Consider the following 10,144-nt stretch of genomic DNA (forward strand, 5'->3'; position numbering starts at 1 on the left):
ACTCGGTGGCGGCCTCGGTCTGGCTGTTTCCGACCAGCGCGGCGATGCTGGCCTGGCATCTGCTTCGGCCGCGCACCACCATCTGGCGCACCGCGGGGGTTTCGGCGACGGCGGCCGCGTTGTCGGCGTCGTTCACCTCGGTGCCCTACGTCGAGTTCGGTGTCGCCGCGATGCCCAACCTGGCCGCCTACGGGGTCGCGATCCCGACGTTCGTCCTGATCACCTCGACGCTGCGGCACCGCGACCGCATCCCGACGGCGGTGCTGGCGCTGGTGGGCGTCCTGTCGGTGCATCTAACGGGCGGGTTCATCGTGATCCTGTTCCTGTTGGCGTGGTGGCTGTTGGACGTCTGGTGGCATCCGGTGCGCGGCCGAAGCAGATGCCAGGCCAGCATCGCCGCGCTGGTCGGAAACAGCCAGACCGAGGCCGCCACCGAGTTCAGGGTGTAGCCCGTGGTCGGTGCCGCGCCGGTGAGCTGGCAGAACACCGCGGTCAGGGCGTGGAACACCGACGGGTAATACAGCGCCTGGTGTGTCTCGACGTTGCGCAGCTCTCCCATGTGGGTGGACGACGCCTGGCCGGTGTCGAGCATGTAGCGCACCTCGTTGGCATGCCAGACGGCGTCCCAGGTGCTGGGGATGGTCTGCCAGTGCGCGGCCAGGCCGCGGTGGGCCGCCCACATGACCAGCAGGGCGCCCAGCAGCACGCCGGCGGCCACCGTCAACGCCGGCCAGCCGCGGACGGCGCGCGCCTCGGCCTCGGTGTCGCGGTAGCGAGCGAGTAGCAGCTGCAAACCCGTCATCACGAGGCACACGACAACCAGCGCGGCGAGCGCAGTCCAACCGTTCCAAGGGATTCCGAGCGCGCCGAAGGGGATTATCGCCACCGCTACAACGCCGTATGTCAGTGCCGGACCCACCGCGATAGCGACCGGCCAAGTTAGCTGAGTGATGCGTGCGACGATCGTCCCGGGCGTGATCAGCAAGAACAGTGCGAGCAGCGTTCCGATCCAGAGCCCCACTCGACTAGTATGGCTGCCCGGGTGACCTGGCTCGCCAAGCCGCCGTTCGGCTGGAACGCCTCTCGGCCACCCGCTACCGTCACAATTTCGCGGAAATGCGGAAGCTCTAAGGTGGCTGGCATGGCTTACGACGTCGCCCGAGTGCGCGGACTACATCCGTCGCTGGGTGACGGATGGGTGCACTTCGACGCGCCGGCCGGAATGCTGATTCCCGATTCCGTTGCGACGACCGTCTCCACGGCCTTCCGGAGGTCGGCCGCCAGCACCGTGGGTGCGCATCCCTCGGCGCAGCGCAGCGCCGCCGTCCTGGAGGCCGCGCGCGCCGCGGTGGCCGATCTGCTCAACGCCGACCCGGCGGGCGTCGTCCTCGGCGCCGATCGCGCGATCCTGTTGTCCTCGCTGGCCGAAGCGTCGTCGTCGCGGGCCGGGCTCGGCTACGAGGTGATCGTCAGCCGCCTCGACGACGAGGCGAACATCGCCCCGTGGCTGCGCGCGGCGCACCGCTACGGCGCCAAGGTGAAGTGGGCCGAGGTGGACATCGAGACCGGTGAGCTGCCGACGTGGCAGTGGGAGGGCCTGATCGGCAAGTCCACCAGGCTGGTCGCCGTGACGTCGGCATCGGGAACGCTGGGCACGGTCACCGATCTGCGGGCGATGACCAAGCTGATCCACGACGTCGGTGGGCTGGTTGTACTCGACCATTCCGCCGCCGCGCCGTACCGGCTGCTCGACGTCAGGGAAACCGAGGCCGACGTGGTGGCGGTCAACGCCGTCGGGTGGGGCGGGCCGCCGATCGGGGCGCTCGTGTTCCGCGATCCGGCGCTGATCCACACCTTCGGCTCGGTCTCGACCGACCCCCACGCCACCGGCCCGGCGCGGCTCGAGGTCGGCGCGCATCAGTTCGGTCTGCTCGGCGGCGTGGTCGCCAGCATCGAGTACCTCGCGGCGCTCGACGAGTCGGCTCGCGGCACCCGGCGCGAGCGCCTGTCGATGTCGATGCAGTCGGCAACCTCGTATCTGAACCGCATCTTCGACTACCTGATGGTGTCGCTGCGGTCGTTGCCGTTGATGATGCTGATCGGCCGGCCGGAGTCGCGGATACCGGTGGTCAGTTTCGCGCTGCACGGCGTGCCCGCCGAGCGGGTGGTGCAGCGCTTGGCGGACAACGGAATCCTCGCGGTGTCCAATGAGAATTCGCGCGTGCTCGAAGCGCTGGGCGCCAACGAGGTTGGCGGCGCCGTGACGGTGGGGCTGGCGCACTACTCGACGATGGCCGAGGTCGATCAGCTGGTACGGGCCCTGGCGTCGCTGGGCTAAGGGCTAGGCCCTCCCTTTGCGTTGAGTGTGCAGTGACGGCGCCCACCCTGCACAGCGGGAGCCCTGGGCGCACACTCGACGGCTCGCTCGTCAGACCGTCAGCACGATCTTTCCGGTCACCTTGCTCGATACCAGCTCTTGGTGCGCGTCACCGGCCCGCTCGATGGGCATGCGCGCGCCGATGATCGGCCGGACCCGGCCCTCGGCGATCATCGGCCACACCGAGGCCGTCACCGCCTGCACGATCTCGGTCTTGCTGTTCGGGCCGCTTACCGGGCGGGCCCGCAGCGTGGTGCCGATGACCCGGGCCCGCTTCATCAGGAGCTTGCCGATGTTGAGCTCGCCCTTCACCCCGCCCTGCATGCCGATGATGACCAGCTGTCCGTCGGTGGCCAGGGCGTCGATATTGCGGTCCAGGTAGGCGGCGCCCATGATGTCGAAGATCACGTCGGCGCCGTCGGTCTCCTCGCGCAGCCGCGCCACAAAGTCCTCGTCGCGGTAGTTGATGGTGATCTCGGCGCCCAGGCCACGACAGAAATCGAGCTTCTCCGCGGACCCGGCCGTGACGGCGACGTGCGCGCCCAGTGCCCGCGCGACCTGGATCGCGTGCGTTCCGATGCCGCTGGCCCCGCCGTGCATCAGCAGCAGCTGGCCCGCACCGAGGTGAGCGATCATCACGAGGTTGGACCACACCGTGCACGCCACCTCGGGCAGCCCGGCGGCGTCAACCAGGTCAACACCCTTTGGGATCGGCATCACCTGACCGGCCGGAACGGCGACGTATTCGGCGTAGCCGCCGCCGGCCAGCAACGCGCAAACCTCTTGTCCAACAGACCATTCCGTGACATCGGCGCCGACTTCCGAGACGACGCCGGACACCTCCATGCCGATGATCTCGCTGGCCCCGGGCGGCGGCGGGTACTTACCCGCGGCCTGCAGCACGTCGGCCCGGTTGACGCCGGCCGCGGTGACCTTGACCAGTACCTCGCCGGGGCCGGCGGACGCGTCGGGCACTTCTTGCCAGTGCAGTTTGTCGGCGGATTCAGCGACGATTGCGCGCATGCGGGCCACGCTACCGACCCCGGCTACCCTTATCAGCGGTGGCGTGGCAGAGCGGCCTAATGCACTCGCCTTGAAAGCGAGAGACGGCTAAACCCGTCCGGGGGTTCAAATCCCTCCGCCACCGCGGGTCAGCGGGCGGATTCGTGCAGTGTCGGCGCGTAGCGAAGCACCGCTCCGATGCCGTCGGCCGGGGCGATGCGCTCGTCGGTGCGAACCAGCGACGCCCCAACGGAAATCGCCAACAGCGGCAGCGCCTCGTCGGCCCGCAGCGTCTTCGCGGGAGCGGCGCCCTGCTCGGACAGCACGTCGGCGTTCGGGGCGACGGCGGTCAGCGCTTCGTCGGCAACCACCGTCGCGTCGTCGATGTCGCCGATGATCATGGTGTCGACGGCTCCCTGACGCAGCGCCGAGCACACGGCGCCCAGCCCCTCCGCGGCCAGCCCCGATTGCCGGCCCACCTCGGCGGTGAAACGCTGTGCGGCATCGTCGATCACGTTCAACTGCCGCTTGGCGAACTCGGCTTCGATCGCGCGTTGGATTTCGTCGAAGTCGTGGCCGCTGTGGCGCGCGCCGACTTGCAGCGGAGTAGGCCGCATCCGCTCCGGCAGCGCCGCCGCCAGATCCGAACGCGACCGCACCTCACCCACTACGAAGATCGCGTCGACGCCGGTGTGGTCGACGATCTCGCTGACCCGATCGGCGATTGCCCGCACGTTCTTTCGGGCGGCCTCGTCGCTGCGCAATTGCGGATCGCCGTAGCCCGCCGTCTCGGCGCTGGCGGCTTTGTGCACGGGATAGCCACCGCCGTCGACCGTTTCGGAGCGCAGGGTCCCGTCGATGTGGGTGGTGATGTCCGCGCCGGCGTGATCGACGACCACCAACAGGTAGTCCGGGTCCTCGTAGCCGAGCTCGATGATCGGGACGATGTAGGGCAACTCGGAGACGCGCACGACGGTTTCGGCGGTGGGTCGCACCAGGTGCTCGTTGAGCACGACGCCGGTGGCGTCGGCCACCACGGCGCGGCCGCTGCGCCCGATCGGCGCGCGCAGATCCATCACCGCGTGTCCGATCTGCTCGGTGACCGCGGCGTCGGCGCCCTGCTGTTCGAGCTGTTCGCGCAGTGCGCGCCACTTCAGCTCGAGCTGAGCCTCGGCGTCGTGGGTGTCGTGCGAATCGTCGAAGTAGACGGACGCGAATGGCCCCGGACTGTCCAATAGCTGACGGAAGCGGTCGGAATGCATGCGTATTTGGTTGCCCGCAACTGTGCGGCGCAAAACCGGTTTAGCTCTCCTCGCCCTCGGAGTCGTCGAAGAAATGCCAATCGCCGTCGTGCTCGACTTCCATTCGCCAGCCGAGTTCGGAGTTGTCGGCCTTGGCGTCGACGAACCACGCGTGCGCGTCGCCGGCGCTTTCGATGTCCTTCGTCGCGACGACTTCTCCGGTCGGGTTCAGCACACGGTAAGTAGCCATGTTCCGCAGTGTTCCCACCGCGGCGGGGCCTAACCGGTCGGGATTTCGGCGGCGATGGTGTCCATCAGGGCGGTGTAGCGCCGAACTTCGGGATCGCGGCCGGGTTTGCCGCTGCTGATCACGCCGGCGGCCAGCGCGCGCTGCGGGTCGGCCCAGATCGCGATGTTGGCCAGGCCGAGGTTCCCGAACGCGGCCGGTGCATTGCGACCGAACGGCCCAAACCTGTTGGTGCCCAGCATGAATCCCGTGCCCCAACGGGCCGGGTGCAGACCGACCGCGAAATCCGGCCGCAGCCGCCGGCACTCCTGCACCGCGGCATACATCCGCTCCGGGCTGATTATCCGCACGCCGTCGAGTTCACCGCCGCGGCGCCATATCTCGGCGAAGCGTGACAACTCGTTGGCGGTCGAGATGGTGTTGGAGGACGGGACGACGGTGGTCAAGAACGCCGGGGTATTGGTGTACGGAATGATCTCGTGCACGCTTCCGCCGATCGCCTTGCGGAAGATCGCCGCGACCGGCGCCGGCAGCGGCTTGCCGGTTGCGTGGCTGAGCGCTACCAAACCGACGTCCTGCTTGGCGACGCCGAAGTTGGTCCAGCGGAAGCCCAGCGGGTCGAGGATCTCGGCGGCCAGGATTTCGCGGATGTCCTTGCCGGTGGCGGCGTAGACGATCTCGCGCATCAGCGGACCCCAGGTCAGCGCGTGGTAGATGTGCACCAGTCCCGGCCGATACAGCGGCCTGAGCTTGGCGAGCTGCTCCTGGGCGTACTCGTGGTCGTCGGTGCGGCGCAGGTCCGGCCGCGGCCCGGTGGGGAAGGGGACGCCCGCGCTGTGGGTCAGCACGTGCCGGATCGTGGTGCGGTGTTTGCCGTGGCTGGTGTAGCTCGGGAGGTACTCGCAGACGCGGTCGTCGAGCGAGAAATGGCCCTGCTCGACGAGCATGTGCACCACGGTTGCGGTGATGCCCTTGGCCGCCGAGTACACGCAGAACGGCGTGTCCGTCGTGGCGGCGATCTTCTCGGCGTCGGGCGGGTCGGTGGGTGCGTTGCCCCAGCCGTGACCGATCGCGCGGTTCAGGACGACGCGGCCGCGATGCCGGATGCACAGTTGGACCGCGGGGTGAAAGCCGGCCTGATACCAGTGACGCGCGGCCCGCCAGATCCGTTCCACGGCGGCGTCGCCGACGCCCGAGTGGTCTTCGTCGCCGATCGTCGTCACGGCGTCCAGGTCGGCCGGGACCCGGATCCTTCCGTCCGGGGTCACTCTTACTCCCCGGTGAACTGCGGCGGGCGCTTGGCGAACGTCGCCGAGATCCCTTCGGTCAGATCCTTCGAGGGCAGGAACGCCGCGTTCCAGGCGGCGACGTAGCGCAGGCTCTCCGACACCGCCGCGACGCGTTGCTGGTCGAGGACGTCCTTGACGCCGTGCACGGTCAACGGCGGGTTGGCGGCGATCTCGGCGGCGGTCGCGTGCGCGGCCGCCAGCGTGGCCTCGGCGTCCGCGTACACCTCGTTGACCAGGCCGATCTTCTCCGCGCGGGCCGCGTCGATGTCCTTGCCGGTGAGCGCGAGTTCGCGCAGGTGCCCGTCGTTCAAGATCAGCGGCAGGCGGGCGAGGCTGCCGACGTCGGCGACGATGGCCAGCTTGACCTCCCGCACGGAGAACTTGGCGTCGGCGCTGGCGTAGCGGATGTCGACCGCCGAAATGAGGTCGACGCCCCCGCCGATGCACCAGCCGTGCACCGACGCGATGGTGGGGGTGCGGCAGTCGGCGACGGCGGTGATCGCGTTCTGCATGCGCCGGATCTCGGCGTGGAAATCCGCGCGCGGGCGGGCCAGCGCGCCGTCCGCCAGCAGCGGAGCGAACGATCCGCCCATCGCGGGCAGGTCCAGGCCGTAGCTGAAGTTCTTGCCTGATCCGGTGATGACGATGGCCCGCACGTCACGGTCGGCGTCCAGCGCCGCGAACACCTCCGGCATCTCCGACCAGAACGCGGGCCCCATCGCGTTGCCCTTGCCCGGCCCGATCAATGTCACCTGAGCGACGTGGTCTTTCGTCTCGACGGTGACGGATTCGTATGTTTCGCCCATATCGAGACCGTAGCGTGGCAAATATGCCCAGTGATTTGCGACCCGGCCCGCATTCCCCGCCCACTGACGAGCTGCGCAGCGCCGAGGACACGCTCGCGGTTCTGCAGCGAGTTGTTCACACCATTGCCGCCGACGACGTGTCGCGACAGACGCCGTGCACCGAGTACGACGTCTCGGAGCTGACCGGGCACCTGCTGAACTCGATCACCGCCCTCGGCGGCATGGTGGGTGCGGAGATCCCCGAGCGCGACGAAAGCGATTCGGTGGAACGCCAGCTCGTCGCCGCCGCCCGCCCCGCCCTCGATGCCTGGCATCGCCACGGCCTGGAGGGCACCGTGCCGTTCGGCAACGGCGAAATGCCGGCCAAGGGCGCGTGCGCCATCCTGTCGCTCGAATTCCTGGTCCACGCTTGGGATTACGCCGTCGCGGTCGGCCAGCCGGTCGACGCCCCCGAGCCGCTGGCCGAATACGTGTTGGGGTTGGCGCGCCGCGTCATCAGGCCGGAGCTACGCGGCAGCGCCGGATTCGACGACCCGGTTGACGTGCCGGAAGACGCCGGCGCCCTGGAGCGGCTGGTCGCGTTCACCGGCCGCAACCCGGCCCGCTAAGTACGCTCTGCCGAACGTGCGGCCAGACGCACGCTCGGCGAATGGCCTACACCCGCTCTAGGTAGAAGTAGTAGTAGCGGCCGTCATCCAGCACACCCTTACCGTTCATGATGCCCATGACCGCGTCGTCGTCGATCTTCTTGAAGTGGTCGTGCACGGGTTGGCCGTCATAGACCATCGTCGCGGTGACCTCGCCGCGGAAGTCCTCCAGCCACAGGCTCGCCTCGCCCTTGCCCATCGCCTTGTTCGAGAACTTGTTGCCGTCGGCGTCGAGGCACACCAGCGGCTGCACGTCACTGGCCGACGTGAACGTCTTGCCGAACCAACCGGCCTTCTCCAGCTGGCCGTTCATCTTGTGCCCGGTGACGAACTCGCCGCCCTTCCATTCGCCGATCATGCCGTCGATCGTCGCCGGCTCCAGGGTCGCCCAGAAATCGTCGAGCTCGTCATCGGCGATCCGATCGCCGCGCTCCTTGAACTCGGTGAACTTCTTGCGGGCCAAGGTCATTGCTCACTCCTCCGGTTCGGTTTGGGTGATCCATTCGCGGGCGAATCGCAGCAGCGCGTCGTTCTCCTCCGGCGCCCCGATGGTGACCCGGACGCCGTCCGTCCCGTACGGGCGGACCACGATGCGCGCGTCGGCGGCCTGCTTGACGAAATCCAACGTTCGGGGCCCCAGCGGCAGCCAGACGAAGTTGGCCTGGGTCGGCGGCAGCGTGAAGCCGGCCTCACGCAAGGCCGCGGCCACGCGCGTGCGTTCGGCGACCAGCGCGTCGGTGCGCGCCAACAACTCGTCGGCGGCGGCCAACGACGCGATGGCGGCGGCCTGCCCGAGGCTGGACACGGTGAACGGCACGTAGACCTTGTCGAGCGCTGTGATCAGGTCGGGGTGGCCGACCGCGTAGCCGATGCGCAAACCCGCCAGCCCGTATGCCTTCGAAAACGTCCGCAGCACAACGACATTGCTGTGGGCCCGGACCAGATCCAGGCTGTCCGGCGCCATGCCGTCGCGGATGTACTCGACGTAGGCCTCGTCGATGGCGATCAGGATGTGCGGCGGGACGGCCTGAATGAATCGCGACAAAGCGTCCGGGTCGACGACGGTGGACGTCGGATTGTTGGGGTTGCACACGAAGATCAGCCGGGTGCGTTCGGTGACCGCGGCGAGCATGGCGTAGAGGTCGAAGGTGTGGTCGGTCAACGGCACCTGGATGGCGGTCGCGCCGGACACCTGGACCAGCGGCGGGTACAGCTCGAAGCTGCGCCACCCGTAGATGACTTCGTCGCCGGCCGCGGCGGTGATTTGAACGAGTTGCTGGCACAGGCTGACCGAACCGCATCCGACGGCGACGTGTTCTGGCGCGAAATCCGAACCCAGGTGCGCGGCCAGCGCGGCCTTGAGCTGGACGCAGCCGTTGTCGGGATAGCGGTTGACGATGTCGGTGGCTCGCTCGATGGCCGCGCGCACGCTGGGCAGCGGGCCGTAAACGGTTTCGTTGCTGGCCAGTTTGATGGCGCCCGGCACCGTCTTACCAGGAACATAAACTGGCAGCCCGGCCAGCTCCGGCCGTAGGCGGGCAGTCACTTCGACAGCATATGTCGGCGCTGTGTACGCTATGCCTCCGGCGGTTCCGGGACACCGGGAAGGGGTCGGGTAACCTCAGAAAGTCCAATGGAGGCGTGCCAGAGCGGCCGAATGGGGCTCACTGCTAATGAGTTGTCCCCCTTCAAGGGGACCGGAGGTTCAAATCCTCTCGCCTCCGCTGAGAAGTTTTGGCAAGACAACTGAAGACAGGCGCCCGTAGCTCAACGGATAGAGCATCTGACTACGGATCAGAAGGTTGGGGGTTCGAATCCCTTCGGGCGCGCTCAACGGGTCAGTATCGGACCCGGAAGCCGCCAATAAGCCGAATCGTGTTCGAATCAGGGTCGGTAATCGTCGACAACCGCACCCCCTTGTTTGCGTCGACAATTTCGCCTGGCTGATGACCCCGATGTTTCAACTCATCGATTTCGGCTTCCAGATCCTCGACAGCGAAGTTGACCAAGGTCGAGCCAGCGCGTTCCTCGTCGACGAACACCTGCACCCATCCACCCGGAACTACCTGCCACTCAACGAGATTCGGCATTGGATTGTTATCGGGTTCCCTTCCAAATAGTGATTCGTACCAGCGTCGACTCCTCTCCAAGTCGGTCACCGGAACAACGGCCAAGACATGCTCGATGGACATGCACACAACTCCCTTCGGTTGGTTCTCTAAGAGACCGACCTGGCAGTGTGCCCAAACTCATCGCGCGCGGTTCGCTGCTAACCGGTGCTTACGGGTTGATCGTGTTGTCGCCGACCTGACGGCCCCACACGTACTCCATCGCATAAGGCGAACCGGTGTCGATGTGGTTGTAGGGCGCGATGCTGTTGCCGGTGTCCATCACCAATTCGGGCGCGGGCCACAAGTGACGGGTGATCTTCTGCCAACAGCCGGGCGCACCCCCCGGCCCACCGCGGGCGTTCACCCGCGGCAGGTTTTCCGGCCAGGTGTAGGGGTTCGGCGCCCCGCCGACCAGCCCGGCCAG

The 10,144-nt window shown here is 67.7% G+C and carries 10 protein-coding genes, 3 tRNA genes and 2 pseudogenes; 5 read left to right on the forward strand and 10 right to left on the reverse strand.

Features of this window, described 5'->3' with window-relative positions; genetic code table 11:
• Positions 1 to 358: 358 nt before the first annotated feature.
• A pseudogene (locus tag A5736_RS13755) lies at positions 359 to 1,021 on the reverse strand (DUF6541 family protein); the annotation flags it as partial.
• Positions 1,022 to 1,141: 120 nt separating this feature from the next.
• On the opposite strand from A5736_RS13755, the gene A5736_RS13760 reads away from it, so the two are divergent.
• Entirely contained in the window at positions 1,142 to 2,338 is a 1,197-nt protein-coding gene (locus A5736_RS13760) for a cysteine desulfurase-like protein (protein WP_076246798.1), read from the forward strand.
• Between the two features lie 90 nt (positions 2,339 to 2,428).
• Here A5736_RS13760 and A5736_RS13765 read toward each other — a convergent pair whose 3' ends face one another.
• Positions 2,429 to 3,400, reverse strand: a complete 972-nt coding sequence (locus A5736_RS13765) for an NAD(P)H-quinone oxidoreductase (protein ID WP_076127518.1) — start codon at positions 3,398 to 3,400, stop codon at positions 2,429 to 2,431.
• A 37-nt stretch (positions 3,401 to 3,437) separates the two neighbouring features.
• Here A5736_RS13765 and A5736_RS13770 point away from each other — a divergent pair.
• A tRNA-Ser gene (locus tag A5736_RS13770) sits at positions 3,438 to 3,524 on the forward strand.
• 4 nt (positions 3,525 to 3,528) lie between these two features.
• Here A5736_RS13770 and A5736_RS13775 read toward each other — a convergent pair.
• The 4 genes from A5736_RS13775 to A5736_RS13790 are packed head-to-tail and all read right to left on the reverse strand — an operon-like array spanning position 3,529 to position 6,962.
• Positions 3,529 to 4,641, reverse strand: a complete 1,113-nt coding sequence (locus tag A5736_RS13775; protein WP_076246800.1) for a hypothetical protein — start codon at positions 4,639 to 4,641, stop codon at positions 3,529 to 3,531.
• A gap of 40 nt (positions 4,642 to 4,681) precedes the next feature.
• On the reverse strand, positions 4,682 to 4,870 hold the full coding sequence (locus A5736_RS13780; protein WP_076063472.1) for a hypothetical protein: 189 nt from the start codon (positions 4,868 to 4,870) through the stop codon (positions 4,682 to 4,684).
• Between the two features lie 29 nt (positions 4,871 to 4,899).
• Positions 4,900 to 6,135: a lipase LipE gene (gene lipE / locus A5736_RS13785; protein ID WP_076246801.1), complete on the reverse strand. Its 1,236-nt coding sequence runs from the start codon at positions 6,133 to 6,135 to the stop codon at positions 4,900 to 4,902.
• A 2-nt stretch (positions 6,136 to 6,137) separates the two neighbouring features.
• Positions 6,138 to 6,962, reverse strand: a complete 825-nt coding sequence (locus tag A5736_RS13790) for a crotonase/enoyl-CoA hydratase family protein (RefSeq protein ID WP_076246803.1) — start codon at positions 6,960 to 6,962, stop codon at positions 6,138 to 6,140.
• A gap of 23 nt (positions 6,963 to 6,985) precedes the next feature.
• On the opposite strand from A5736_RS13790, the gene A5736_RS13795 reads away from it, so the two are divergent.
• Entirely contained in the window at positions 6,986 to 7,570 is a 585-nt protein-coding gene (locus A5736_RS13795) for a TIGR03086 family metal-binding protein (RefSeq protein ID WP_175611270.1), read from the forward strand.
• Between the two features lie 46 nt (positions 7,571 to 7,616).
• On the opposite strand, the gene A5736_RS13800 is transcribed toward A5736_RS13795, so the two are convergent.
• Positions 7,617 to 8,078, reverse strand: a complete 462-nt coding sequence (locus A5736_RS13800) for a DUF4334 domain-containing protein (RefSeq protein ID WP_076246806.1) — start codon at positions 8,076 to 8,078, stop codon at positions 7,617 to 7,619.
• Positions 8,079 to 8,081: 3 nt separating this feature from the next.
• The gene (locus A5736_RS13805; protein WP_076246808.1) at positions 8,082 to 9,155 is read right to left on the reverse strand and encodes a pyridoxal phosphate-dependent aminotransferase; all 1,074 of its coding nucleotides are present in this window, start codon (positions 9,153 to 9,155) and stop codon (positions 8,082 to 8,084) included.
• An 89-nt stretch (positions 9,156 to 9,244) separates the two neighbouring features.
• On the opposite strand from A5736_RS13805, the gene A5736_RS13810 reads away from it, so the two are divergent.
• Together A5736_RS13810 and A5736_RS13815 are read left to right on the forward strand one after the other, a co-directional pair.
• Positions 9,245 to 9,333 (forward strand) — tRNA-Ser (locus A5736_RS13810).
• A 32-nt stretch (positions 9,334 to 9,365) separates the two neighbouring features.
• Positions 9,366 to 9,438 (forward strand) — tRNA-Arg (locus A5736_RS13815).
• A gap of 9 nt (positions 9,439 to 9,447) precedes the next feature.
• On the opposite strand, the gene A5736_RS13820 is transcribed toward A5736_RS13815, so the two are convergent.
• Positions 9,448 to 9,801 carry a VOC family protein gene (locus A5736_RS13820; RefSeq protein ID WP_076246809.1) on the reverse strand — a complete coding sequence of 118 codons (354 nt, stop codon included), beginning with the start codon at positions 9,799 to 9,801 and terminating at the stop codon, positions 9,448 to 9,450.
• Between the two features lie 88 nt (positions 9,802 to 9,889).
• Positions 9,890 to 10,144, reverse strand: a pseudogene (locus A5736_RS13825) (MCE family protein); the annotation flags it as partial.

It is taken from the genome of Mycobacterium sp. SP-6446, from assembly GCF_001954045.1.
Taxonomy (GTDB): domain Bacteria; phylum Actinomycetota; class Actinomycetes; order Mycobacteriales; family Mycobacteriaceae; genus Mycobacterium.

Bases quoted from the DNA above. Each gene is read 5' to 3' on its own strand.
- A5736_RS13760 (WP_076246798.1), top strand. From the start codon at position 1,142: ATGGCTTACGACGTCGCCCGAGTGCGCGGACTACATCCGTCGCTGGGT.
- A5736_RS13765 (WP_076127518.1), bottom strand. From the start codon at position 3,400: ATGCGCGCAATCGTCGCTGAATCCGCCGACAAACTGCACTGGCAAGAA.
- A5736_RS13775 (WP_076246800.1), bottom strand. From the start codon at position 4,641: ATGCATTCCGACCGCTTCCGTCAGCTATTGGACAGTCCGGGGCCATTC.
- A5736_RS13780 (WP_076063472.1), bottom strand. From the start codon at position 4,870: ATGGCTACTTACCGTGTGCTGAACCCGACCGGAGAAGTCGTCGCGACG.
- A5736_RS13790 (WP_076246803.1), bottom strand. From the start codon at position 6,962: ATGGGCGAAACATACGAATCCGTCACCGTCGAGACGAAAGACCACGTC.
- A5736_RS13795 (WP_175611270.1), top strand. From the start codon at position 6,986: ATGCCCAGTGATTTGCGACCCGGCCCGCATTCCCCGCCCACTGACGAG.
- A5736_RS13800 (WP_076246806.1), bottom strand. From the start codon at position 8,078: ATGACCTTGGCCCGCAAGAAGTTCACCGAGTTCAAGGAGCGCGGCGAT.
- A5736_RS13820 (WP_076246809.1), bottom strand. From the start codon at position 9,801: ATGTCCATCGAGCATGTCTTGGCCGTTGTTCCGGTGACCGACTTGGAG.